We start from the raw sequence: 24,832 nt of genomic DNA, 5'->3' as shown, positions 1-24,832 counted from the left end.
TATCCTGCCTGTATAAGCTAATGTTATCATTTTGTTATCGCTGTTTATAACACAGCATAAGTAACTGTGGATAATAGCAATATGTTCCGATACAGATTATAAGCAGCTTTGCTTAGAAAATCAACTATTTGTTTCTGTATCTTCAATAAGATTTTTCTTCAATGCTTCAATCGTATCTTGATTCTTCTTCAAAAGTTCTAATTGTCTGTATGCCTTTTCCCGTAATATTTTTAATCGCTCAATTTTAGGCACTTCCCGTCTTATCAGATCAGCGTTTGTATCCTCCAGATTGATAAGCACAACCAATTCTTCCGCAGAAGCAAAATCTCTGATATTGGAATTCTTCCCCTTTATTCCTTTTTCGCTTCTCCATTGGGATGCTGTTTTTCCAAACAAAGCCATATTTAAAATGTCCGCTTCAGAAGCATATGTATATGCCATTTCCTGTTGGGACAACGTCGGTGTAATCAAAAACTCCTTCACCGCATCCGTATGAATTCGGTAGTTTATTTTTGAAAGTTCTCTCTTTACATCCCAGCCAATCGCTAAACGGTCTGCTTCATCTTTCTTTAAACGCTGATAATCCTTGATAATATACAGCTTAAATTCTGGTGAAATCCAAGAAGCAAACTCAAACGCAATATCCGTGTGTGCATAAGTACCACCATATCGACCTGATTTTGATATGATACCGATTGCATCCGTTGCTTTTATCCACTGCTGCGGTGTCAGTGTAAATGCATTATCTCCTGACTCTGCTTTAAACCTATCGAATTCGATAGGTTTAAAATTGGGATTATGAATTTGTTCCCACAATCCCAAAAATGAAATTGTAGAATGATTACGCATCCAGTTTGCCACTACAATAAAAGCATTGTCTGGATTTTTATATTTTGCAATATCAGTGAGCGAAATATAGGCGTCTTCATTAACAATATCTCCCATTATTCTGATTTCAGTTCCATTGGCATCTATTTTCATATTTTTCATATGATTCCCCTTTATTTATATCATCTTTAAAAACGCCAATATATTGTTTTCCATTCTCCCTTACTTCTTTTTATTTCCCAGCTCACTTAATTCTATCAATGTTTTCATTGAATTGGGATTTCTTAACAGCTCAGGAAGAACTGCTTTCATTATTGCTGTATTGGAATCCTCTATAGGCGCAGATGGCGTTGCTGCCTTAATAACTGCTTGTATTGTTTCTGTATCCTTATTATGAATTTCCTTTTTTAACTGGGATATATCGTCCTGAATTTCATATAAAATTGGAATCAATTGAGATATATCTCCATTCATCTCCTTAGTATCGGAATCGTCTTCATTATTTTGATCTGATTTCGTATCAAACGATAGGGCCCCTATTGTTTTGATTAACCTGGATTTAATCTCTTCAACTGAATCCAAGTCACTAAGGTCATAATCAAATGCTCTGATTCCAGCTATGTCAAAAGGAATCCCTTCATTTTTACATTTCAAATGGATAATTGGTTTTCCAGTTGAAGCTCTGTAACCCATCTCATAAAAAGCGTTCGGATTATGTCCTGTAATATCCGCAATCACAAGTTCTGATTGTAATAAGTAATCTATAATAGTTTGGGTTATTGAATCTGGTTGATTTAACTTGTCCACTCTTATAGGTTCAAATCCAGTTTCTTCACATACAGGTGCGATTATGTATTTGAACATTTGATCCGCCCGTTTTCTTATTTCGCTCCCTTCATCACCTATTGGTGATACTACAAAACATTTTTTCATATCCTCACTCCTTAATTTTATAGAATATATACCTCTATCCACTTTTTTTATTGATCCATTTCTCATTAAAGTATTCAAAGAGCCTGCAAATTGCCCCTCTGTATAATCACGAACATCTTGTTCTCGAAGATAATGCTTAATGTCCTGCACACTATGTTCTTGTTTGTCTGATAAAAATTCTAATACAACTTCTTGTATTGTCGAACTCATTGTCATATCTTTGCCCCTCCTAATTTACTCTAATAATACCTCTGCAATATCTTAGAGTCAAGTCCTTTTCTTGCATTCTTGTTTGTTTTCTTGTTATTCTTGTATATTATTAAAAATCTATACTGTTAAAAAACAAAAATATATGGCAGATAATCTATAGATTACCTACCATATAAAAACAATCTGTATAAAATTTCTATTATTCTATTCAAATTCCTTTGCGGACTGCGTTTCATGACACGCAAAGGCTGTTATTAGAGGTTTATATTTCGAACGTGCGTTCTGTTTTTGTGTTTTTCGCACCGCTTATGAAGAAATAAACTCCAAAATAACTCCATTTTACTCTTTATTATTTTGTTGTTCTTCTCTTGCGTAAAGAATGTCCAACGCCTGGAATATTACATTACTCATAGTCTGATAATGTCTCTCTGCATAAGATACTAGCTTTTCTTTTTGCTCTGGTGACATCCTAATTCTCAGACTAGAATCTTTGCCGTCTAATGATGGTTTTCTAGGCATCTTTCTCTCCTCCTTACATTTCATAGTTTAACACGAATTGATACAAGTGTCAATCTCGTTTTGTTAATATCACCCATTTCCCTTTTTGGCTACTTCCCTGCCTCTTCAGATAATTCTTTTCCTTCAATTTGGTTATATAATACTTCACACTAGCAAGATTCCAATCTAACGCATTAGCCATTTCTTTCTGCGTGATTGAAGGTTGCATACGTACAAGATTCAGAATTTCTATTTCTTTCTCACTCAGTACATTTTCATCTTCCACTTGGTCTAATCTCTCTAAATCTTGGTTAGCTTGGTTAGTAGCTTGGTTAGCTTGGTTAGTAGCTTGGTTAGCTTGGTCAGTTATTGGATTGACTCGGAACAACTCTACCCGAAACATATTATCAAATTCCTGAAATCTCGGCTTTGGAAGTCCATACTCTTCTGCAGCATTAAGGATTCTTTTTATTCCGCTTCCCCATGCCTCTACAAGTCCCATCTGACTGAATATATTGGCAATGCCTTTATTCCTGATCTTCGAATGACCATTCATGACTTCCTCATAAGTTAATCCGTTATATAATCCACCCGGAGATGTCACCTCCAATCTGTCATCATAAACTGCGACCTGAATACAGGATTCATCTAATAGGTTACGGTGACAATGGGCATTAATAATCATTTCCCTGATTGCTTCCGGTGGTAACTCATATTTCTCTTTTCGCACCAATCCGTCAATTGTTGCTCCAAGCCGAATATTTCTCAATACAAAATCTACTGCTTCTTCGATTTGTGTATAGATTGGTCCTGTAAATTCTCTCTTATCCAGAAACATTGCACGATCTGTTCCCTTGAATACCGCACATTGTGTTTTGGAGAATGAAAAATAATCCGATGTCAGCAACGCATAGGCATTCGTTGCCAGAAGCTGTCCCTCGCTCTGCTTCAAAATTTTCCAGTTTATCAGCTGCTCTTTCTTTACAGAATGTTCTGACATTCCTGCTTTCTTCCGGAACTTTTCAATATCCTGACAAAGTTTCTCTGTTGCTTCCTCTGAAACAGGATAACCCACACAAGTAAGCTCATCCCATGAGATTCTGGCCCCTTCCATTTCCAGTTCTTTTATCTTCTCCGGAAATGCCTGTCTTGATGTACCTGCTACACGGATATAAGTGCCATTATCTTTTCCCTTTGATTTTAGATAATACGGTCTGTTCTTTCCAGCTTCTACTGATACAACAATGACCGTTTTCCCGTCTACTGTCTGTGGCTCAATATCAGGAATGATCTGTGGCACACAGGAATCAGAAACTGCATTGGCAATTCCATCCATCAGCTGAAACAACACATCATTTTCCACACCAACAATCTGGTGTGTTTTATCATCTACTCCAACAATCAGCTTGCCACCTTGTGTATTGGCAAAAGCTACGATTGTCTTCATGTACTTTTCACTTTTATCAGGTAAGGATACCTTGTACTCAATATTTTTCGATTCCCCGGAAAACATAGTATCTTCTACCATTCTTTCACTCCTACTCTATACTCGCACCACTGGTACGAATAATTCTATTTCCAGAGCAATCTTCTCTGGATCATTAACACTATTATACGTTCTATTCTTCTTTTCTATCAAGCAAGAAAACAAAACAGTTCATTTCTTCTTACCATTTTCTTCTGTTCTTTTTTGATGCCAGATAAAGTCTCGTCATCTCATCCATGAAAATAGTTTTGTCCTCATTGGTCATAGTTCCACTGGCAAATAAAGCAGCTACCTGTTCAAGAATCTGCCTTGCCTGTTTAGCACCAGCATATTCACTTGGCTCATCATTACCCAAGCACACGGTTTCATTATCATTCATAAGATAAGAAACCTGACACTGAAATGCATCTGCCAGTTTTTGATATAAACTACTCTGCTTCGGATATCGTCCTTCAACTTCCCAAGATCGAATTGTTCTATGAGAAACGCCCACCATATCACCCAGCTTTTGTTGAGTCATTTTTTTCTCTTTTCGCAACTTCCTAATTTTATCACCAAATGTTGTCATAAGTATACATCTTTCTCCTATGAGTTTTGTACATGCTTTATTTTTCTAACCACAATAAAAGTATATCATTATGCAAATAAAAAGAGAACCCGACATCACAAGCAAATTTGATGATGCGGGTTCCCTTCCCTCTTTATAGATCAATACCTTTTATTTTTTCATCTTATGATCCGATGGCAATCTCACTTCTTAATGACAACTGTGGCTTCCACATCCATGCTCGCCACATGTATGTCCTTCCCCGTTGTTGTGCTCGTGATGAGAACATTTCACATCCGGATTATACTCAAGTGTTTCATTGATAAAAGCTTCTACTGCTTCATCCGCATCTCCGGAAACTCCTCCGAAAAGCTTGATGCCTGCTGCCGCTAACGCTGTCTGTGCGCCGCCTCCAATTCCGCCACAAATCAAAACGTCTGCATTCAATGCATTAAGAACTCCTGCCAATGCGCCATGTCCACTTCCATTCGTATCTACTACTTCTGAATGTACTACTTTTCCTTCCTCTACATCGTAAATCTTAAATGTCTCTGTGTGTCCAAAGTGCTGGAAAATCTGTCCATTTTCATATGTTACTGCTATTCTCATGATACCTTCTCCTTTTTCTGCTGCATATTTTTTGTAAATTTCCTGTTTGTAACATCCTCCAAAGCTGCAGTTGCCGCTCTGACCGTCACAGATTCTGAAATCTCCGCCCTCAATTTTGAGTGGATGCCCGTCGATAAGTGCATCTGCGATCTTTTTCCTGGCGATCTCGTAAATTCGCTGGACCGTTGTTCTTGCGACTTGCATAGATGCTGCACACTGCTCCTGACTGTAACCTTTCTTGTCCAAAAGACGGATTGTCTCGTACTCATCTACCGTTAGAACAATGGGTGTTTTTTTCTCAGTATCATCTGCCGGAAGAAATTCTAAAACATTGGGGAAATGACAGACTTTTCTGCATTTTACTGGTCTCGGCATAAACTGCTCCTTTCTCGCTTTTCTTATATAATAGCCCTATAAAAGGCATATGTCAATAATGTTTTTGACATATGCCTTTTATGAATCACCTTATAGTATTACTTCTTTTCATTATTTTTTAATTTACAGATACCCTGCGTCATTGTTCCCATTGGACAAAATGTACACCAGGTTCGTGGCTTATATAACACCATTACGATCAACCCTAACAACAAAGATGTAAGCATCAAACTATAAAATCCAAAACTAAACTGTGCCACCCAATCAGCTACTGTTCCGGCAGTGTATGTCCATCCCCACGGAACACGGAAGGTCCAGAATAATTTGATGGCTTCACGCAAGGATGATGATCCGGCACCAACTAAATATGTCTGAAATACCATATTCCCAAACATTGTAAGGAAAAATATCAAAAAGCCGTATCGGAACCATTTTGAACTCATCCATCGCGGGGTTGGTTTATTTCTTGAGCATTTTAAATCCCCACCGAGCTTACTAAAAAGCTGGCCACGTCCACACAAATGATTACAGAAAAATTTATTTTCACCGAATATCGCTATTCCTAACGGCAACAGGAAATCAATCATCCCAAACCAAGCAAACAAAATATTAAAAAAACCGAGAGCAAAATAAAGGATCGCCCATATCCATAAATAATCATACCAATGTTTCTTTTTCTTCACATCGCTGTCCTCTCTTTCATTTCAATACAACCTGCCGGACAGGACTTTGCACATTTTCCACATCCTACACACACTGTTTCTTCTACCACAGCATAACATCCATGGTAAACTTTGACAGCTGCCAGCGGACAAGTATTTTCACATACTCCGCAGGCAACACATCTTTTTTTATCGACACTTGCCATTCTTTTTGCCAATGCTTTGTTCCCCTTTCAAATTTTGTATCTCTATTGTACCTGAAAAAGGTAAATCCTTCTGTGATATTATTACATAAGAATTTACCTTGAACGCTAATCATTACAATGACATATTTTTATTATACATTACCTTTATATTTATATATGATGTTTAGAATTTCCTCAGTTGTTCGAATAATTTCTTTTTGTTTTTCTTTCATTGTTATAGATTTGCTTTCTTCTTCAGCTAACGAAGAGTAAAGGTGAATGGTATTAGCATGATTCCATATCTCATCGTAAATTTTCTCGATTTCATCAGCACTCCGAAATGCCTGGTCTGTTTGCATTTGCAAGTGTTCTCGTTGCTCTTCCAGATGATTCATCCGTTCTTGTAACTGATCCCTTTCTTTCTGCAATCGATCATGTTGTGCTTGCAGTTGATCTATTTGTATTTTAATTTCGCTCATCTTTTCTTTCTGTCTCCGCATAAGCATCATCAAATATACAACTACAAATACAAATAATAGTATTATGTACAGCATAAACTTCTCCTCACGACACATATATTTCGACGGTTTTCCGCAAATCAACTATTGATAATGGCATAGAAAGAACAGTTAGTTTTCCTGAATTCTTTTTAATTTCAACAGCATCAGGATTGCCTGTGATTAAAATTACAGGTGTTGTCCTGTCCGCACGCCATGGCTGATTCGGTTGGCTCGTCATATCTTCGGTAACAATCCAAAGATCCGGCTTATGTCTGCCTAATCTTGTTTTAGCACTTTCCGGTGTGTAAAACAGCATGATCTGATCTGAAATAAATTGCAATGTTTCTTTTAATCCTTTTGCATAACGTTCACTGCCACAGACCAGTGCAATAATAGAAGCAGCTTTCTTTTTTTGTGTTACCTGAATAAAATCCAAAACTGGTGTATTATAGAGACTAAAGTCTTTTTCCAAATGAACTTTATCATAATAACTCTTTGCTGCCTTGCACATCCTCAGACAAAACTGTTCTATGTCTATACGAATATCGTTTCCGTTCTCCTGTATGTTCATACTTTCCAACTGACAAACTGACATTCCACAGTTTAGTCCAAGATGAAAGCGTATATTATTTTCATCATTCAAAAATCCTTTATTTTGATGAAGATATTCACATCGAAGCTGCCAACAGCGTTCTCCGCAAATATATGGCTTTTCATCGGATTGAGATAGTTTAAAGTAGTCCCCTGCATATTCATCAAACCAGCGAATATACTGGGTTCCCACATCACGGGTCGGATTCTTTTGCCGATCCAGCATAACCCGGCCATCTCGATAATGTTTAACAATTTCCGGGAAAGCAATACCTCCGCAAATATCTGGCAAAGTCAATGCCAATGCCAGTGCAGACTGCCATCGTCTATCTACAATATTCAGTTCTACTTCTTCAATTCGGTCCAAAAATGTAAAACTGACATCTCCCTGCATTATTTATCCCTCCCTCATATTCACAACAGTCATGTACTATAGTCAGTATATTTTTATTTATGGCATATGTCAATTATATAATTGACGCATCTAAAAAAAGTAAGTATACTATGTTCGTAAAGGAGATAACTGTTATGAGCTTCGAAAATTATTTTCCACTATGGAATGACTTAAATACAGCACAGAAAAAAGTAATTTCAGACAATTTGATTACACGGGATGTAAAAAAAGGAACGATCATTCACAACGGAAACCTGGATTGTACTGGATTATTACTGGTTAAATCCGGGCAGCTTCGAACTTACATACTTTCAGATGAAGGACGAGAAATTACACTTTACCGCCTGTTCGATATGGATATGTGTCTTTTATCCGCCTCATGTATCATGCAGTCCATTCAATTTGAAGTAACCATTGAAGCAGAAAAAGATACTGATCTTTGGATCATCCCTGCTGAAATCTATAAGGACATCATGAAGGAATCGGCTCCCGTCGCAAACTATACCAATGAATTAATGGCTAGCCGTTTTTCTGATGTCATGTGGCTGATTGAACAGATCATGTGGAAGAGTTTGGATAAGCGTGTTGCTTCATTTCTTTTAGAAGAGACCTCTATCGAAGGAACAAATGAACTGAAAATCACTCACGAAACTATCGCAAACCATCTTGGTTCCCACAGGGAAGTGATCACTCGAATGCTTCGATACTTTCAGGGCGATGGTCTCGTCAAACTCTCACGCGGCAAAATCACCATCCTTGATTCGAAAAGACTGGAAACACTACAAAGATCATAAAACTGTTTTTCTATGACATCTAAAGAATCCTCCATTTATCAGAATTGTGAAAGTCATTCTAATAAATGGGGGATCTTTTTACGCTACAAGTAAATTATAAAATTATTGTGATTATTTTTTAATAATCCATACCACATGCATATGCCCTTTCAATCAACGCACGGTCATTAACCACTGCATCATAGAAGCGGAATCCACCGGAGAAGTTGTATGTTTCATAACCGTTTCCTTCCAGAATACGGCTGGCAATGTAGCTGCGCAGACCACTTTGGCATATCAAGTAAACAGGCTTTCCCTTCTCAATTTCATTGATACGTTCCCTTAGTTCATCTACAGGAATATTTCTGAATCCATCCATATGCCCCCTGTTAAACTCACCTACAGTTCTCACATCCAGCAATACAACACTTTTATCTTTAGAAATCTTATCCATATCTTCCAGATGCCATTGTTTTAAGGTACCTTTTGCTATATTGTCTATCATGAATCCTGCCATATTTACAGGATCCTTGGCAGAGGAATACGGCGGTGCATATGCAAGATCCAGATCTTTCAGCTGGGTTGCCTTCAGCCCTGCATGAATTGCTGTTGCCAGCACATCAATACGTTTATCAACTCCTTCATATCCAATAATCTGAGCACCAAGCAAACGATAAGTCTCTTTTTCAAAAACCACCTTCATGGTCATCACTTTTCCACCAGGATAGTAACCGGCATGACTCATAGGAGAAAGAATTACTGTATCTACATCTAATCCTGACTTTTTGGCATTGGTTTCATTGATACCTGTAGTGGCTGCTGTCATATCAAATACTTTGATAACGGAGCTTCCCTGACTGCCCAGGTAACGGCTGTCACCACCACAAATATTATCAGCGATGATCCTGCCCTGCTTGTTGGCTGGTCCGGCCAAAGAGATCAGCGCATCATCACCCGTAACATAATGTTTTACCTGAACTGCATCACCTGCTGCATAAATATCCGGTACAGAAGTTTCCATTCTGTCATTCACTACGATACTTCCCTTGATGCCAAGTTCCAGACCAGCTTCTTTTGCTAATGCTGTGTCTGGTGTAACTCCGATTGCCAGCACCACCATATCAGCCTGAAGGGATGGATTATCTTTTAATAGAACCTCTACTCCATTGTCCTTTTCTTTAAATCCTTCTACTGTATAGCCCAGTACCAGTTTTATCCCATGCTTTCTCATTTCATTATGGATCATGGATGCCATATCCGGGTCAAATGGGTTCATCAGCTGCTTAGGCCGCTGGACAATTGTAACATCCATGCCAAGCTCCCTCAAATTTTCTGCCAGTTCCAGACCAATAAAACCGCCACCTGCCAATACAGCCGATTTTGGATGATTCTTATTTATATATTCCTTTATCCGAAAAGTGTCTTCTACAGTACGAAGTGTAAAAAGTTTATCCATACCTACTCCGGGAAGTCTCGGCTGTGTTGGCTTTGCACCTGGAGAGAGGATCAGCTTATCATAGTTTTCTTCAAATATCTCACCATTCTCTAAATTTTTCACTGAAACCGTTTTTCGTTCCGGATGTATGGAGATAACTTCATGATGAATTTTCATGTTAATACGGAATCGTTTAAAAAAACTCTCTGGTGTCTGTAGTGTAAGTTCTTCCGGGTCTGTGATCACGTCTCCGATATAATATGGAAGCCCACAATTCGCATAGGATATGTATCCGGATCTTTCAAACACAGTAATTTCTGCATGTTCATCCAATCTTCGTATTCTTGCTGCAGCTGTAGCTCCTCCGGCTACACCGCCTACGATTATTACCTTCATCTTATTTTTCCACCTTTCCTGAATAAGCAGCAATGCCACCAATATTATTTACTTTAGAATATCCCATTCGTTGCAACATCCCAGTTGCTTGACGACTTCGGGCTCCGGAATAACAGTATACAAACAGCGGTATTTCTGTATTCTTCACTACCGAAACAACATTGTTAAGTTGTTGCAATGGCACATTTTTACTTTCTGGTATATGCCCTTCCTGATATTCCTGCGGCGTACGAACATCCAGCAGAGCTGCACCAGCAGTCTTTTTATATTCCTCTATCCCTTGATTAATATTCGCCTGTTTTAAAAAATCAAAAAATCCCATTAACGCACCTCCTTAAAGCATCTCTAAGATTGCCTTCTTAGGTCTTGCCCCTGAAACTTTTGTTACAATCTTCCCATTCTTCATAACCACCAAAGTTGGAATACTCATAATACCAAATTTACTTGCCAGTTCTGGCTGCTCATCCACATTGATCTTTCCAACTTTGATATCAGGGCGTTCACTTGCTATCTCCTCTATGATAGGAGCCACCATACGACAAGGAGCACACCAAGGAGCCCAAAAGTCTAAAAGAACGGTTTTCTCGGAATCCATTATTTCATTCTGAAAATTATTTTTATTGATATTAATAGCAGACATTTTACAGTCCTCCTTGTTTTTTCTTTTGTGGCTTTATTATAATCTGAAATTCATTTGTTTTCTGTGATATCATCACATTATTATCATGATTAATTTTTAACTAATTTATTTTTTCATCTTATGATCTGATGGCAGTCTCACTTCTCCGGTCCTTTTCTTCATAATCGAGTTCTGTGTCTCCATCTGTGTTGGAATATAATCGCTTTCCTGCAGAAATGCACCTGCCGCCTCAGCATATGATTCATATCCAGCTGCTTTCATCCTCTTCAACATTTTTGCCAAAGCACTGTTCTTGTCTCTACTCACCTGACGTGTGCTGATGCCCAGTTCCTCTGCTGTTTCTTTAACCTGTTTTCCCATGATAAAATAATCGCTCACGATTTTCTTTTCTTTCTCTGTCAGATCGCTGAAGAGTTCTTTAAAGAAGATCTCAGTTGTAATATCCGATGCAATGTCACGTCCACTATCTGCGATAAAGTCTGTCGCACAACCGTTTTCTGATTCTAATCCACAAAATAATACTGTATTATTTCTCTGATGCTGCTGATCAAACATATAATGTTCCTTATTATAAAAAATATTAAGAACTTCCAGCTCTTCTGCTGTAATATTAGCGTATTTCACCTTCTGATATCTGTCGTAAAATGTGTATTTTCTTTCTTCCATGATTGTTTCTCCGATTTGTCGTTTTTGTTGATTTGATTTGTGACAAATCGAAAATCATGGATATCTGGCATAATGCCTGCCTCTTCCCTGCATCTTGATATGCTCTTCCTTTCCGGCATCTACCTGTTAAAAAGGAAGCTTTTTCAAATCTGCAACCTGTTTTTGGGTATAAAAAAAGGCCATGCCCTTCCGGGCACAGCCTGACGCCTTAAAATTTGAGAAAAGAAAAACCTCCGCAAACATTACGTCTGCGAAGGTCTATTTCTCTCAGCATATCAATTCTAACATGCACGTATTTTCATTGTAATACCATTCACATGCCAGTTTACTGTCAGTTCACTGCCACTTTACTTCCACTTTTCTTCCAGTTTATTTCCTCCATCTTATTCTGTATCTTTTCCGGACGTGTAAATGCCCAGAGCATTGTTGCATACAAACGGATTGCTTTCTTACGGTTTCGATAATAAGTAGTGCTTGGCATATCATCCAGCATCAGCATCACATCTTCATTGGTATTTCCTGCTTCAAAATATCTATATTTCAAAAGCCGATAATACAGCTGTCCATTTTTTGGATAATCCCTCAAAGCTATCAGGGAATCTCTCATGATTTCCAGCAAACAGAGATTCATATCATTATTCAGAAGCTTTTCCTGGATTCTGCGTTTCTCTGCAGTCGCATCGAAATCTACCAGATCATATAACATTTCCTTCAGATGCTTCCCTTCCTCTGCATACATTTCATAATCTATATCCACAAGGTTCTTCTCAATACGGAACATTACTTTAGTATACTGACTCAGCAATAATTCCGTATTCTTATAAGCATCCTCTGCCACTTCTTCCATATTGATAAACATATCCTGTATTCTCTGCATAATTGTCCTCCTTCCCGACCGCTTCCGCAGCCAGACCAATCATTGTATTGTTTGTTCCATTCACAGTCTGTCACTGTCCTAACATCTCTTCATGCAGATTCCGCAGAAATATCCGCTGTGGGATAGCTTCTATTTCTGGCTGATCGGCAACTGTATGATCTATTGAAAGCAATCGGTTCTCACGGGAAAGGATGTATCCCCGACTGCTGATGTTCTCATCGAATATCTATCTCTCCAAAGGGGGCCCTGATTCAGGGCTCCCTTTTAGGACGCCGTTATTTACGTTCCATAAACCATTTATAATTTTCTTCATAAGTCAGATGACAGATTTTTCCACCCACCTGACAGGTATAACGATATCCGGTTCCGCCAGCTTTTCGGCTGGCACAACGCTCCGGTTTTGAAACCTTATCAATCGCATACTTACGTCCATCTTCCCAGACAAACGCTGTAGGGATCAATTCTCCTTCCCGGCTGAATACTGCCAGGACATCTACATACACTTTAGCTGTCATTACAAAACACCTGCTCTCTCCTATCCATGAAAATATGCCTGTGGATGAACCGTATGTTCCTTAGCATTCAGCTGTGCCAGTATCTTATCCTGATACATAAATGCTCTCTGAATACTCTGATAGCCAAACCTTCCACGGATCTCATCTACCACCTGGTCCATCTTTTTGATTTTTTCTCTCTTCGTTTCATCCATAAATAAATCAAGCTGATACGGCATCTCTTCTGATACCAGATCACATCCTCGAACACCAAGACTACGAATTGGATGTTCCCAATTATAGTTTTTCTGGAATAACTCAAATGCAGTTCTGGCAATTTCTTCTGTAAGATTACTTGCCCTGTCCAACTTGCACTGTCTCGTGAAATGATACAATCCATTATCCCGAATCGAGATTTCTACTGTCCTGCATTGAAAACCATTTTCACGAAGCCTGGCTCCTACACTTTCTGAAAGAGCCATCAAAATAATCTTCACGTCCAATTCACTAACAAGATCTCTTGGCGTTGTTGTACTGTTCCCGATAGACTTGATCGGTACTTTATATCCTTCTACCAAAACTGGAGTTTCATCCCATCCATTTGCAAAGGTATGAAGTACCAATCCCATCTTTCCAAGATATGTTTCTAATATAGAAGGTTCTGCTCCTGCCAGATCTCCGATTGTACAAATGCCAAGTTTCTTCATCGTCCGTTCAGTGCTTCTTCCGACCATGAGTAAATCACCTACTGGAAGTTTCCATGCAATATCCTTGTAATTGTCTTTGGAAAACTCTGTAATGGCATCCGGCTTTTTATAATCAGAACCGAGCTTTGCAAATATCTTATTCCAGGAAACACCAATACTTACGGTAACCCCCAGTTCATATTTAATCCGACTGCTGATCTCTTTTGCAATCTTCATTCCGTCTCCCTTGATAGAAGTACTGGCGGTCACATCCAGCCAGCTTTCATCAATCCCAAATGGTTCTCTCTGATCTGTGTATTCACTGTAAATCTCCTGTGCCATTCTGGAAAACCTCAAATAAAGATCCATGCGAGGCGGTACAAAGATTATTTCTGGGCAAACCTGTCTTGCCTGCCACAATGCCATGCCTGTTTTTACTCCGGCTCGCTTCGCAATATAGTTTGCAGTCAGCACAATTCCATGTCTTGCTTCCGGATCACCACCGACTGCCATCGGCTTCCCGGCAAGTTCTGGATGATGCAGCATCTCAACACTTGCGTAAAAGCAATTCATATCTGAATGAAGAATTGTCCTGCTCATAACATTCACCTACCAGTCTTAAAAATCATAATAAAAGTTCTTTGCTTCATATTGACTTTGTGAAGTTTATAGATTATAATTTCTACTAACTTCACGAACATTTGTTTGTATTTTATACGTGATAATGAACTCTGTCAATAGTTTTTATAAAGTTGATGAAGTTACGATTTCAAAAACTTGGAAAGGATCCCACTATGAATTTTTCAGACAAGATTAAATATCAACGAGAACAAAATCATCTGACACAAAAAGAACTTGCAGAACTGGTCGGCGTATCCCAGCGTGCGATCGCAGCTTATGAAAGTTCCGGCACCATCGCACGAATCTCTACTATGAGAAAGCTCGCTCATGCATTGAATGTCTCTTACGATTATTTGAAACATGATGAGATCACAGATCCTTCTTACGGAATTGAAAAAATGGATTATATTGATGAAGTCAATGGACAGCTTGGTGAAAAAGGAGCCAGGGACATCAATGAGATTCTCGAAGCCAACCGTGCTCTTTTTGCTGGTGGCGAACTCGACGAAGAAGCAAAAGATGCTTTCTATCAGGCTGTAACCAAAGCATATCTTTCCTGTAAGATGGAAGCCAAAAAGACATTTGGACGGAAAAAGAAAAACACTGAAATGGAAAGTGATTCATAGGTGTCCGTATTTTCGTACAGCACTTTTGCTACTCTATACTTGCAGCAAACTATCTTATGAAATATCGAGGTGTTTTTATGAGTTCAAAATGTATAAGAGACACTGTTAATAAAGTAAAAGCAAAATATCAGGAAAGTGATCCGTACCGCCTTGCAGCCGCTATGCATATTATTGTTAAAAAGCTTCCGCTTGGAACTGATCCAAACTGTTGCAAAGGCTTCTGTATGCGGGAATGTCGAAAGACCTGCATCGTCATTAACTGCGACCTACCGGAAATCATACAGCAGATTATCCTGATCCACGAGATCGGTCACGCACTCCTTCATCAGAAACCCCTTCAGATCAAGTGTTTTCATGATTTTGAATTATTCGATGGAGTGTCACAATGTGAATATGAAGCGAATTGCTTTGCCGCTGATTATCTTCTGGAAGATGAAGATGTCCTGGAGATGCTTAACGCTGATATGTCCTTTTTCCAGGCTGCCGCAGAACTGAAAGTTCCACCGGAACTTCTTGATTTCAAATTCCGAATGATGAAACGAAGCGGCGTTCAGATTGTAGATTCTCCGATTACTTCCAACAGTGACTTTTTAAAAGATATCCCTACTTCGGGAATAATAGAAAATTACTAAATATGCTATTTTTGAAAAAGGAGATTTTTGAAAATGATCAACTTAAATAAACATAGAATAGACTTTGGAAAAGGGGATGTAGGCATTGGTGTCATCGGTAACACTACAGATTCCGCACAACTGGCATTTTATAATCAGAGTGCACGTCCCATCCATATACTCAAGAATCCAGATCAGAATCCTGGGTTCGAACCCATGGAATTTAAAGAAGAACCTTTTATCATGAGCTTCTCCAATCCTGAAAGCATTGATGCAGTTATTTCAATTTTACAACGTGCCAAATATATTAATTTCACTTCCAAAAACGAACCGCAAAAAACAGAATAGATGAATGATGTATCTTATAAAGAATGGCTGTCTTTTCTCCAATGAGCAGGCAGCCATTTCTCATGTAATTCTTTAATACAAGTCTCCCACATATCCATCTGCTTCCAGATGCATATAGCACTCGTCCACCTTCTCTGATTCCAGAATCCGCAAAACGTGTTCCATACCTGTAGCAAGTTCTTTTGTTTTTAACTCTTCCAGCGGAATCCAATAAACTCTTCCTTCCTCAGAACTCTTTAATTCTCCGGTAAACTTATCCGCTTTATACAAGGTAATAACATAGTGCACTCCGCTCTTATGCCAATGATATAATCCTCCAAGCTTCGGTGCTTCAACCGTAAGTCCTGTTTCTTCCCAGACTTCCCGAATCATAGATTTCTGAAAAATCTCATTTGCTTCTACGTGACCGCCTGGAAAAGTTGTACCGGTATAGCTATCATTTACTTTATCCAGAGCCAGTACATTCCCTTTATGATCCTGAATCATACACATATTCATAAAACAGACCTTCTCAATCTGACTCTCTTCTTTTTCATTCAGAGATTTTCTGACACGTTTGTTGATATCCGATCGTTTGGATTTATAATGCTTGAAGACCTCTCCATACGGAATCCAGATTTCTGCATCTTCAATTTTTTCATAAACAGAATCCACCACTTCTTCCAGATGTTTGTCACTCGGAAAAGTACATTTTTTCATATAATAATCTCTGGTTGCCTGAAACATCCATTCCGCAATCTTTTCTTTCTGCTTCATTTTTAACTGGGAATACTTCTTATTCGTTTGCAGTAATCTCCCATCTATCATCTTATGGTTTTTCCGTGACATCGGTTTGACCTCTTTTCTTCTTTTTCATTCAGATTTTACTATACCACAGAATCATGCTTGCGTCATACTTCTGAGCTTCGATGTCCTCTTTTTCTTCTCTCAGTACCTTATTTATAGAGGGTTCTTTTTTAAGACTCTCTTCCGGCGGCTGTGCCACCGGTAAATAGCAAGGACAGGAAGTGTATATACACTTCCGGAAAACCAGCAATTTAGGGAACCCTGCCCTAAATTAAAAACACAGAAGTCACTACTTCGAAGAACCAAAGAAAGGAGAATCTGCCTATGGCAAAGAGAAAAAGAAATATACAGATTTTGTTTTGTGTTTCCCCAGAAGAAAAAAAGCTTATTCGTAGAAAGATGATTGAATCAAAGACAAAAAATATGGGAGCTTATCTTCGTAAAATGGCAATCGACGGTTACATCGTCAACACCGATACCACTCCACTGAAGAAACAGTATGAGGAAATGCATAAGATCGGTGTGAATATTAATCAGATTGCCAAAAAAGTAAACAGCACCGGTGATCTGTATCCGGAAGAAAAGCAAGAATTAAAAGAGATGGTGAAAGAATTATGGCGTATCTTAAGATCTTCCCAATTAAAGTAACAGACAAGAAAGCTCTGGACTACATCACGAATCCAGATAAAACAGAAGAAAAACTGTTAGTTTCCAGTTTTGGCTGTTCCCCGGAAACTGCAGATCTTGAATTTTCTATGACAAGAGAAATGGCAAAAAAGAATGGAATGGACAAAGGTGATAACCTGGCATTTCATCTGATCCAGTCATTTAAACCTGGAGAAGTTGATGCCGAAACTGCCCATCGCTTAGGGCAACAATTTGCAAACGAAGTACTGAAAGGAAAATATGAATATGTGATAAGCACCCATGTTGATAAAAATCATATCCATAACCACATCATCTTTAATGCAGCAAGTTTTGTTGATCATCACAAGTATGTTTCCAATAAGCGGAGCTACCATAAAATCTGCCGGATCAGTAATCGTATCTGCCATGAAAATGGACTTGCCACCAGTATGCCAACCGGAGAAAAAGGCAAAAGTTATAAGGAGAACATGGAATATCATCGTGGCACCAGCTGGAAAGCCAAGCTACGTGTTGCAGTTGATAAAGCAATCTGGACTTCCATCAACTATGAGGAATTTTTACAAAAAATGCAGTTAGCCGGATATGAAGTCCGACAGGGAAAACACCTGTCCTTCCGTGCACCGGAACAGAAAAACTTCACTTATATGAAATCTCTTGGAAGCTATTATTCAGAAGAAAATGTCCGCATCCGTTTGGCAAAAAACCGTAACAAAATAAAAGCTCCAAGGCATCTGTCCAGAGAAGCTCGCCTGTATATCAATATCTCCACTTATGTTACGACCGGCAATCGAGAAGGATTTGAACGATGGGCAAAACTAAATAACCTGAAAGAAGCGGCACGCACCTTCAACTATCTTTCCGAAAATAACCTGCTGAATTATGAAGATTTCCAACAGCATGTTTCTGATGTTGATGCTTCTGTTAAAGCGGCTGATCAAAGAATAACGCAAATCAACAGTGAGCTGAGCACACAGAAAATCATTCAAAAACACTGTGATTCTTACCGTCTCTGCCGAAAAGTGATTGAAGATTGCAAATCTGCTAAAAATCCAAAAGCATACCGAACCAAACATCAAGCAGAATACCAACTGCACGATTCACTAAAAAAAGAGCTTCAGGATCTCGGTGTTACCAAAATCCCAAGCTCTAATAAAATCCAGAATAGGATAGAAAATCTTGAATCTGAACAAGCTGCTACTGTCCGGGAAAAACAAGAATTGCAGAAAAAGCAGAAGACACTGAATATCATTAGACAGAATTTCACAGCACTACTTAATGCTCCGGAGATGCAAATTCCCATATCAGAAAAAGAGCTAACTCTCTAAAAAGAAGGAGGTACCTACTTTAACGGTGCCTCTTGCTTTTCGTCTAATCTATTTATATCTTCCTCTTTATGCAATTTCCCATATTACAGTTGCCGTATCAGTAACATTAATATCGTCTGCCTCAATATCTATATCATATGCTCCCGGTGCACTCATTTCACATTCCGTACACTCCATTAATCTCATTTCATTCAATGGCTTTGTTACAAAATCTATCTCTCCCCAAGAATAATCAATTGCCTGTATTTCACCCAATTTCACATTTGCTGCTGTTGTAAGCACCTGTGCCTTTTGAATGGAATCCTCGATTGCTTTATGTAACAGCTCATTTTTACATTTTTCTACATCTGCCACTGTATACTCAATAGAAAACTCTGGCCTTAATGAGCTATGAGCCAAAGCGTAAAGGACTTGCCCTAATCTTTTATTATCAGCTGCAAACTCTATTTTCATATGGTGATTATACTTATAACCTTTAAATCTTCGCTTCCAGCTCTTATCTCTGTCCTGATAGCTTTCATATTCTGTATCGACATTAAAATATACTGTTTTAAGGTCTTTTCTCTGAAAACCAAGTTTCTCAAACAAATCCTTGAGAAGCTCTGTATCTTCTGTTGACCTTCGGAGAGTATCTTCATATTCTTTGCAAAGTTCTTCCTTGTTGACATATAACCGGATTTTATCCGGCTTTACTGCTATTTTCCCTTTTCCTGTAACTTTAATTGTTCTCATCATCTTTGCTCTTCCTTTCATTCTCATTATATTCATACCCATTGATTAAAAGCTCTATCATCTTCTTTGTCATCTGAATATACTTACCAAACGGATTAATCACAATTCCATTCACCTGTTCCCAATTAAGTGCCAGACGAAGTATTGATTCAATAGACTGATTCATCTGCACATTTCCAGCAGAACCCTTATGCATCTCTTCAGAAGATGTAAATACTCCAATCCATTCTTTTTCATCAGCATCTTTTACAGTCTCTATTTTAAGTCTTACATCATGGTCAAGCGAAATCGTGTCACCAGCCTTTACTTTACTTATCTGTTCTTCCGACATAAAAGGATTTTCCGTGATATATGGAACAATAACTTCTCCTGCCTGCTGCATTCTTGTTACCATAACTTCCATAAATAACAGCATTCCATTTTTATCCTGCTGAATATAATACTGGTCGATTGCTGCCTCAATCATCTGATTTGCCTGTGTCTCATCCACTTCATCTGAATAAGTATCCACGCTCCTGCCAAGTACATGATCAAATTCATCAAGAACATCCGTCATCAGTCCCTTATCAATCCGGCTTTTACACTCTGCAATCAGCACAGCTGGGATCCCATAAAATGCTTCTGCAATACTTCCTGTAATAGCACCAAGCGTATCCGTATCTCCACCAAGTGATACTGCATTCCGTATGGCATCCTCAAAATCTTTGGATTCCAGAAATGCGATGATTGCCTCTGGTACTGTTTCCTGACAGCTTTCAACATGATGGTAGTAGGTTCGGATATTATCCAATGTTCTACTCAGATCATAATGAAATTCCCTCTCGATATAAGCTTTGATTTCTTCTTTTGAAGATCCATTCCTTGCCATATATATTGCACTTGCAGTTGACTCTGCACCCTTTATACCTTCTGGATGATTATGTGTCACATTCGCTGTAGCTCTAGCTACCTCTCTGGTTCTTTCCATCGAATCATAAAGCCAGCCTACCGCTGACACTCTCATGGCTGAACCATTTCCATAGCTTCCGTATGGCTTCGGATTATTTTCTTTAAGCCAATGTCTGAAGCATCCACCATAGCCTGCATGTGGATATCTTTTTCCCCAATCCTGCATATTGGATGCTACCGCATCTTCAATTTTCTTTACTGCTGCTTCCGGTCCGACTGCCAGGAGAGCTTCTCCAACTGCTATTGTCATAACAGAATCATCTGTAAAGCCACAGCCTTCACTAAACAAATCAAAATTCTTTGTTTTATCACCTCTGTCAAACTCAAACGGACTTCCTATAATATCTCCTAAAATTGCTCCGTACATATATGCCTCCAATTCCCGGATTACTCCGGCACCTCTCTTTCTCTGTTACAATATGAGTATAATTAAAAGGCATCTTCATATGGTCGCTGTTTGGGCGACACTTTCAGAAAATAAAAATGCCGGTACAATATTGCACCGACACTAATTTCTCTAATATTTTTCATTTTGTTCTGACCATACTGGCGTACCATATTTTTTTCTTGCCACATCGCAAATTGCCATACTGCTTTATGGGAAGCTGCTTCATCTTCTCGTCGATCAGCCGCTTTTCTTCTTCCGTAACGTAAAACTTCATCTGTATATTTCTCTTTCGGTTTTCCATTTCCGCACCGCCTTTCGGTATAAGGGTTTGGGATTATCCCAACAAGCATTTTCCGCAAACGGGTACTCGTTTGCTGTGCTTGCTATCTACTCCATACCCCCACCGAAAGGCGGTATTTGTTGCGCGTTCCTTTGATTTTGGACGCAAAAAAAGATTGCAGCCGCCATGCGCTGCAATCTCCCGATTTCTCATATTGTGAGGTTAATCCTCTGCTTTTTCGACTTCCGTTATCTCCCTTGCTGTTGCGGTTACAATCCGTATGCCTTTATCGCTCATACCGTCCAGCAGCGCGTCAAGCTGCCGCCGCCCGGTGGATTTCTCCGCATTGCTGTTCGGGAAGAAAAATTGATCTACCGAAATATGATACCGGGTTACAAGGTCATAGAATACCTGTAAACTCGGCTGTTGTCCCTTGTTCTCGATATTCGCAAGGTAGCGCGGGGAAATATATAACTCGTCGCTTACCTTTTTGCGGCTCTCGCCGTATTCATTTCTCGCGGCTTTTATAGCTGCCCCGAAAGCCTTAAAGTCGTACAATGGTACGGGTCTTTTTGCCATTTTCATTCACCCTGTTACATTTTACAGTTCACCTTTCTTTTTGGATATGTCCACACAATTCATATCATTAGGTTAAATACTTCCTGTTGTGTATTGACAGTAGACTGATTTTCTGATAAAATAAAATTTATGTAAAAGGAGGCGGCGTTTATGTTGCATAGCATGCGTATTAGATAAGCATTGAAAAAAAGGATTTTCCCATTTTCAACATGGGCTTTTTTGTCATGCTTATTTTGCGGATGCTATACAAAAAACTAACGACGTATAGATATAGTATAGACATAGTGCAAGCTATGCCTTAGTTTTGTTGTACTGCTCTGTGCATTATAAATGCAGGTCAATGCTCATGTTGAGGATTGACCTGCATTTTTTTGTGTAAAAAGGACGAGTGAAATATAATGCTTAAAAAATATTGGATAAAATGTCCGATTTGTAACGGAAAGACGAGAGTTCAAGTATTTCATAATACTGTATTAAAAGATTTTCCTCTTTTCTGCCCTAAATGCAAATTGACGCATATCATTGATGTAGAAAAATTAGAGATTGTAATCAAAAATACAGAAAAACAAACTTTTATTATTTAGAAGAAAGGATATAAAAATGAAACGTTTACCTAAATATACGCCTGCGGAAGTACGGAATGATCCATACGGATTTACTTACAAAGAAATGTCGGAAGTTATTGGCGAGAATGAAGCAAAAGCCTTATATGAAGAATTATATAAGCAATTACCACGCAAAAAAAATCTATCAATGTTGGTAAAAAATATTTGCAAAAGCAGTGATACTGAAAAGTATGTTTACGAACTGAAAGACAACAAATACATTGAAACGGTTTTTATCAAGCGGCGAGATGGTGGAACTGTTTGCGTGAGCACACAAGTCGGTTGTCCTGTTGGTTGTATTTTTTGTGAGTCCGGGCGAAATGGCTTTGTTCGTAATCTAACATCGTCAGAAATCGTACAACAGATTATATTGTTGCGTCGAAAAGTAAACCGTATCGTTTTTATGGGTATGGGAGAGCCTTTATTCAATTATGACAACTTGATAAAAGCAATCCATATTCTCCGAGATAGATATGGGCTCAACTTTCCAACCGACGGCATTACCATATCAACAGTTGGTCCGGTCGATCAATTAAAAAAATTGCGCGAGGAACATCTTAAAATTCAGTTGACAATATCTTTACACGCAGCAACACAATCTGCAAGAAATCGTATTATTCCTCACATGCGCATATATGCTATTGAAGATGTTGTTAAGCAAGCCTTATCCTATTCTGAAAGGCATAATCGCAAAATTGTCTTTGCGTATTTGCTTTTACCGGGTATAAATGACCGGCCCTCAGATGTAAGACAACTTGCAAAATGGTTTCGGGGCAAAAAAGTTATGATTAACGTGTTACAATACAACCCAACAAGCAATTCAAGAATTAAAGCACCACAGAAACGGGAAATAGTTGCATTCAAACATCAATTAGAGCAAGCAGGACTTGAAGTTACTATGAGAGTTTCTCATGGCAGAGAGATTAACGCGGCTTGTGGACAGTTAGCTAACACATATAATAAATTCAAAAAAAAATGATTAAAAGTGCCAGACGCATAGACGCAGAGCCGATAACGCATTAGGTCAAAAAACCTATGTGTTATCGGCTTTTTTATTTAATATTGCGCAAAAGCCGCTGTTCCCTATTATAGAATGGATTGCGGGTAGTGTATTAAAGTCGCCCTTTTTTAAGGATACGGCGGTATCGGGGAGGTATCGCCGTGTCCATTTTTATTTACTGTAACCCGCCTAATGCTTTGCGGTCAAAAAAAGCTATGCTCCGCAAGCGGGATATTCCGGCTATGAATGTGAACTGTCAATACATTTAGCTACTGCTTACATTTCCTTTGCGCCCGTCCGCGTCTTGCGGACGGGCGCATTTTGCTTTTTTCAACTTTTTTCTGAAAAGCGCACTCAAGAGCCATCTCCCGAACGGGTACGGAGCGAAAGGGGCAGAGAGGACAATGTCTTTTATTCTTTCCGGCCCTTCTACAGATGTCTTTAACATCTTTTCATAGAGTGCCGGCATTGCATCACTCGAATTGGCAAAAAAGCCGGATTCTCCCATCTGCTTTCCTTCAAGCATAGATGCTACATAATCATCACCAAGTACAAACGCTATGTACTCAACAAATGATGCCCTATCTTTTACCACACTGTTTACTGCAGCACTTTCTCTGTCATCCGGGAAACCACTTGGCATACAGTATCAAAGAATTTCTCCAAATCCATATCTACCACATATCCGTAACCATCGTTTACATTTGTCTGGCATTGCTTTAGTGCATCGTGTGCACCTCTGCCTGGGCGAAAGCCATAACTGTTTTCTGAAAACTGTTCTTCATAAATTGGAGAAAGTACTTGTGTAATTGCCTGTTGAAAAACACGGTCAACTACCGTTGGTACTCCCAGTTTTCTGAACTCGCCTTTTGTTTCTTTGGGTATTTCTACCCTTCGGACTGGATTGGGTTTATATTTACCATCCATTAACTGTTGTTTCAGTTGCACTCCGTTGTTTCTGAGAAACGATAGAAGTTCATCCACGCTCATCCCATCAACTCCGCCTGCTCCTTTATTGGATTTTACCTTCTTGTATGCTTGATTAAGATTGTCATTTGATAAAATCTTTTCCATCAGTCTGTCCGTTTGAAAATCTGTGATGATGTCGTTGTTTTCAGCAATCCTCTGATGGGCGGACACTTCTGCATACTCTTTCTGTTCCGCAGATACCATTTGCAGATAGTCCTCAATATGAAGTTGTCTGTCCTTAATTCCATCTTTGGTTACATTCATTTACTCACATCTCCTAAAGTTCAGTCCTTCCCATTATGTTTGCAACCACAATGGTACTATGACCTCTGCTGACTTCTTGCCATTCGTTGTTACTACAAGTTTCATACTCTGTTTCCACTTGCTGACAAGACCTCCCTTGGTACCACACGTTTCTTTCTCTCCACATATCTGCCACATCTACCACAGTTAATTCCGAGTAGTTATTGGACTTCAGTTTGTATGGCAACCTTATCCTTAACTGTAGCCTCATGTGATTTCTGTTCGTCAGACCGGAGATTTGCCTCCGCCTTCCTTCAGATTCCCCTTGCGTTAATCAT

The 24,832-nt window shown here is 38.9% G+C and carries 31 protein-coding genes and 1 pseudogene; 8 read left to right on the top strand and 24 right to left on the bottom strand.

What is annotated here, in order from left to right; genetic code table 11:
* Window positions 1-120: 120 nt before the first annotated feature.
* The 10 genes from G5B06_RS06330 to G5B06_RS06285 form a co-directional block, all read right to left on the bottom strand.
* A complete protein-coding gene (locus G5B06_RS06330) occupies window positions 121-990 on the bottom strand; it encodes a KilA-N domain-containing protein (protein WP_173762715.1) in 870 nt (289 codons plus the stop codon).
* A gap of 60 nt (window positions 991-1,050) precedes the next feature.
* Window positions 1,051-1,977 carry a nucleoside 2-deoxyribosyltransferase gene (locus G5B06_RS06325; RefSeq protein WP_173762714.1) on the bottom strand — a complete coding sequence of 309 codons (927 nt, stop codon included), beginning with the start codon at window positions 1,975-1,977 and terminating at the stop codon, window positions 1,051-1,053.
* A gap of 333 nt (window positions 1,978-2,310) precedes the next feature.
* Complete coding sequence (locus G5B06_RS06320; RefSeq protein ID WP_008705291.1) at window positions 2,311-2,490, bottom strand: hypothetical protein; 180 nt, start codon at window positions 2,488-2,490, stop codon at window positions 2,311-2,313.
* Window positions 2,491-2,539: 49 nt separating this feature from the next.
* Entirely contained in the window at window positions 2,540-3,997 is a 1,458-nt protein-coding gene (locus G5B06_RS06315; protein WP_161234127.1) for a helix-turn-helix domain-containing protein, read from the bottom strand.
* Window positions 3,998-4,136: 139 nt separating this feature from the next.
* On the bottom strand, window positions 4,137-4,523 hold the full coding sequence (locus G5B06_RS06310; RefSeq protein ID WP_044924454.1) for a helix-turn-helix domain-containing protein: 387 nt from the start codon (window positions 4,521-4,523) through the stop codon (window positions 4,137-4,139).
* A 189-nt stretch (window positions 4,524-4,712) separates the two neighbouring features.
* Entirely contained in the window at window positions 4,713-5,486 is a 774-nt protein-coding gene (locus tag G5B06_RS06305) for a NifB/NifX family molybdenum-iron cluster-binding protein (RefSeq protein ID WP_055195155.1), read from the bottom strand.
* 98 nt (window positions 5,487-5,584) lie between these two features.
* Entirely contained in the window at window positions 5,585-6,169 is a 585-nt protein-coding gene (locus G5B06_RS06300) for a 4Fe-4S binding protein (protein WP_055195153.1), read from the bottom strand.
* Complete coding sequence (locus G5B06_RS06295) at window positions 6,166-6,366, bottom strand: 4Fe-4S binding protein (RefSeq protein WP_222891075.1); 201 nt, start codon at window positions 6,364-6,366, stop codon at window positions 6,166-6,168. Before G5B06_RS06295 ends, G5B06_RS06300 begins: the two co-directional genes overlap by 4 nt.
* A gap of 119 nt (window positions 6,367-6,485) precedes the next feature.
* A complete protein-coding gene (locus G5B06_RS06290; RefSeq protein ID WP_222891074.1) occupies window positions 6,486-6,812 on the bottom strand; it encodes a hypothetical protein in 327 nt (108 codons plus the stop codon).
* Window positions 6,813-6,897: 85 nt separating this feature from the next.
* Window positions 6,898-7,818, bottom strand: coding sequence for a hypothetical protein (locus G5B06_RS06285; RefSeq protein WP_028086467.1), 921 nt, complete (start codon window positions 7,816-7,818; stop codon window positions 6,898-6,900).
* A gap of 110 nt (window positions 7,819-7,928) precedes the next feature.
* Between G5B06_RS06285 and G5B06_RS06280 the strand changes: the two genes are divergently transcribed.
* A complete protein-coding gene (locus G5B06_RS06280) occupies window positions 7,929-8,612 on the top strand; it encodes a Crp/Fnr family transcriptional regulator (protein WP_044924472.1) in 684 nt (227 codons plus the stop codon).
* A 118-nt stretch (window positions 8,613-8,730) separates the two neighbouring features.
* Here G5B06_RS06280 and G5B06_RS06275 read toward each other — a convergent pair whose 3' ends face one another.
* From G5B06_RS06275 to dinB, 7 genes are all read right to left on the bottom strand, one after another.
* Complete coding sequence (locus G5B06_RS06275; RefSeq protein WP_073106970.1) at window positions 8,731-10,422, bottom strand: FAD-dependent oxidoreductase; 1,692 nt, start codon at window positions 10,420-10,422, stop codon at window positions 8,731-8,733.
* Window position 10,423: 1 nt separating this feature from the next.
* On the bottom strand, window positions 10,424-10,744 hold the full coding sequence (locus tag G5B06_RS06270; protein ID WP_161234128.1) for a rhodanese-like domain-containing protein: 321 nt from the start codon (window positions 10,742-10,744) through the stop codon (window positions 10,424-10,426).
* A gap of 12 nt (window positions 10,745-10,756) precedes the next feature.
* The gene (gene trxA / locus G5B06_RS06265) at window positions 10,757-11,062 is read right to left on the bottom strand and encodes a thioredoxin (protein WP_028086464.1); all 306 of its coding nucleotides are present in this window, start codon (window positions 11,060-11,062) and stop codon (window positions 10,757-10,759) included.
* 105 nt (window positions 11,063-11,167) lie between these two features.
* Window positions 11,168-11,728: a sigma factor-like helix-turn-helix DNA-binding protein gene (locus tag G5B06_RS06260; RefSeq protein WP_026650124.1), complete on the bottom strand. Its 561-nt coding sequence runs from the start codon at window positions 11,726-11,728 to the stop codon at window positions 11,168-11,170.
* 331 nt (window positions 11,729-12,059) lie between these two features.
* A complete protein-coding gene (locus G5B06_RS06255; protein WP_026650125.1) occupies window positions 12,060-12,605 on the bottom strand; it encodes a hypothetical protein in 546 nt (181 codons plus the stop codon).
* A 275-nt stretch (window positions 12,606-12,880) separates the two neighbouring features.
* Entirely contained in the window at window positions 12,881-13,120 is a 240-nt protein-coding gene (locus G5B06_RS06250; protein WP_026650126.1) for a hypothetical protein, read from the bottom strand.
* A gap of 20 nt (window positions 13,121-13,140) precedes the next feature.
* Window positions 13,141-14,385, bottom strand: coding sequence for a DNA polymerase IV (gene dinB, locus G5B06_RS06245; RefSeq protein WP_044924451.1), 1,245 nt, complete (start codon window positions 14,383-14,385; stop codon window positions 13,141-13,143).
* Window positions 14,386-14,579: 194 nt separating this feature from the next.
* Here dinB and G5B06_RS06240 point away from each other — a divergent pair, with 194 nt between their 5' ends.
* The 3 genes from G5B06_RS06240 (at window position 14,580) to G5B06_RS06230 (ending at window position 15,991) form a co-directional block, all read left to right on the top strand.
* Entirely contained in the window at window positions 14,580-15,032 is a 453-nt protein-coding gene (locus G5B06_RS06240) for a helix-turn-helix domain-containing protein (RefSeq protein ID WP_026650128.1), read from the top strand.
* A gap of 77 nt (window positions 15,033-15,109) precedes the next feature.
* Window positions 15,110-15,664, top strand: a complete 555-nt coding sequence (locus G5B06_RS06235; protein ID WP_026650129.1) for an ImmA/IrrE family metallo-endopeptidase — start codon at window positions 15,110-15,112, stop codon at window positions 15,662-15,664.
* A gap of 33 nt (window positions 15,665-15,697) precedes the next feature.
* The gene (locus G5B06_RS06230; protein WP_026650130.1) at window positions 15,698-15,991 is read left to right on the top strand and encodes a hypothetical protein; all 294 of its coding nucleotides are present in this window, start codon (window positions 15,698-15,700) and stop codon (window positions 15,989-15,991) included.
* A 72-nt stretch (window positions 15,992-16,063) separates the two neighbouring features.
* Here the strand turns inward: G5B06_RS06230 and G5B06_RS06225 are convergent, their stop codons facing one another.
* Window positions 16,064-16,819 carry an 8-oxo-dGTP diphosphatase gene (locus G5B06_RS06225; protein ID WP_049946956.1) on the bottom strand — a complete coding sequence of 252 codons (756 nt, stop codon included), beginning with the start codon at window positions 16,817-16,819 and terminating at the stop codon, window positions 16,064-16,066.
* A gap of 282 nt (window positions 16,820-17,101) precedes the next feature.
* Between G5B06_RS06225 and G5B06_RS06220 the strand changes: the two genes are divergently transcribed.
* Together G5B06_RS06220 and G5B06_RS06215 are read left to right on the top strand one after the other, a co-directional pair.
* The gene (locus G5B06_RS06220) at window positions 17,102-17,425 is read left to right on the top strand and encodes a MobC family plasmid mobilization relaxosome protein (RefSeq protein WP_026650133.1); all 324 of its coding nucleotides are present in this window, start codon (window positions 17,102-17,104) and stop codon (window positions 17,423-17,425) included.
* Window positions 17,392-18,750, top strand: coding sequence for a relaxase/mobilization nuclease domain-containing protein (locus tag G5B06_RS06215; protein WP_026650134.1), 1,359 nt, complete (start codon window positions 17,392-17,394; stop codon window positions 18,748-18,750). Before G5B06_RS06220 ends, G5B06_RS06215 begins: the two co-directional genes overlap by 34 nt.
* 66 nt (window positions 18,751-18,816) lie before the next feature.
* Here G5B06_RS06215 and G5B06_RS06210 read toward each other — a convergent pair whose 3' ends face one another.
* The 4 genes and pseudogenes from G5B06_RS06210 to G5B06_RS06195 form a co-directional block, all read right to left on the bottom strand.
* On the bottom strand, window positions 18,817-19,485 hold the full coding sequence (locus tag G5B06_RS06210) for an SIMPL domain-containing protein (RefSeq protein WP_026648895.1): 669 nt from the start codon (window positions 19,483-19,485) through the stop codon (window positions 18,817-18,819).
* Window positions 19,469-20,797: an ADP-ribosylglycohydrolase family protein gene (locus G5B06_RS06205; protein ID WP_044924450.1), complete on the bottom strand. Its 1,329-nt coding sequence runs from the start codon at window positions 20,795-20,797 to the stop codon at window positions 19,469-19,471. The genes G5B06_RS06210 and G5B06_RS06205 overlap by 17 nt, the downstream gene beginning before the upstream one ends.
* A 217-nt stretch (window positions 20,798-21,014) precedes the next feature.
* A pseudogene (locus G5B06_RS06200) lies at window positions 21,015-21,119 on the bottom strand (plasmid mobilization protein); the annotation flags it as partial.
* Between the two features lie 201 nt (window positions 21,120-21,320).
* The gene (locus G5B06_RS06195) at window positions 21,321-21,677 is read right to left on the bottom strand and encodes a helix-turn-helix transcriptional regulator (RefSeq protein ID WP_002584957.1); all 357 of its coding nucleotides are present in this window, start codon (window positions 21,675-21,677) and stop codon (window positions 21,321-21,323) included.
* A 398-nt stretch (window positions 21,678-22,075) separates the two neighbouring features.
* Between G5B06_RS06195 and G5B06_RS06190 the strand changes: the two genes are divergently transcribed.
* Entirely contained in the window at window positions 22,076-22,261 is a 186-nt protein-coding gene (locus G5B06_RS06190) for a cysteine-rich KTR domain-containing protein (RefSeq protein ID WP_003431289.1), read from the top strand.
* 16 nt (window positions 22,262-22,277) lie between these two features.
* The gene (rlmN, locus tag G5B06_RS06185; protein WP_002584956.1) at window positions 22,278-23,261 is read left to right on the top strand and encodes a 23S rRNA (adenine(2503)-C(2))-methyltransferase RlmN; all 984 of its coding nucleotides are present in this window, start codon (window positions 22,278-22,280) and stop codon (window positions 23,259-23,261) included.
* Between the two features lie 286 nt (window positions 23,262-23,547).
* On the opposite strand, the gene G5B06_RS06180 is transcribed toward rlmN, so the two are convergent.
* On the bottom strand, window positions 23,548-23,877 hold the full coding sequence (locus G5B06_RS06180; protein ID WP_173771570.1) for a hypothetical protein: 330 nt from the start codon (window positions 23,875-23,877) through the stop codon (window positions 23,548-23,550).
* Between the two features lie 5 nt (window positions 23,878-23,882).
* The gene (locus G5B06_RS06175) at window positions 23,883-24,515 is read right to left on the bottom strand and encodes a reverse transcriptase domain-containing protein (protein WP_173771568.1); all 633 of its coding nucleotides are present in this window, start codon (window positions 24,513-24,515) and stop codon (window positions 23,883-23,885) included.
* Window positions 24,516-24,832 lie beyond the last annotated feature (317 nt).

The sequence above is a fragment of the Blautia luti genome, assembly GCF_013304735.1.
Lineage (GTDB): Bacteria > Bacillota > Clostridia > Lachnospirales > Lachnospiraceae > Blautia_A.
Note: the sequence above shows the minus strand (reverse complement) of the source record. Positions and strands in the feature narration are given on the sequence as shown.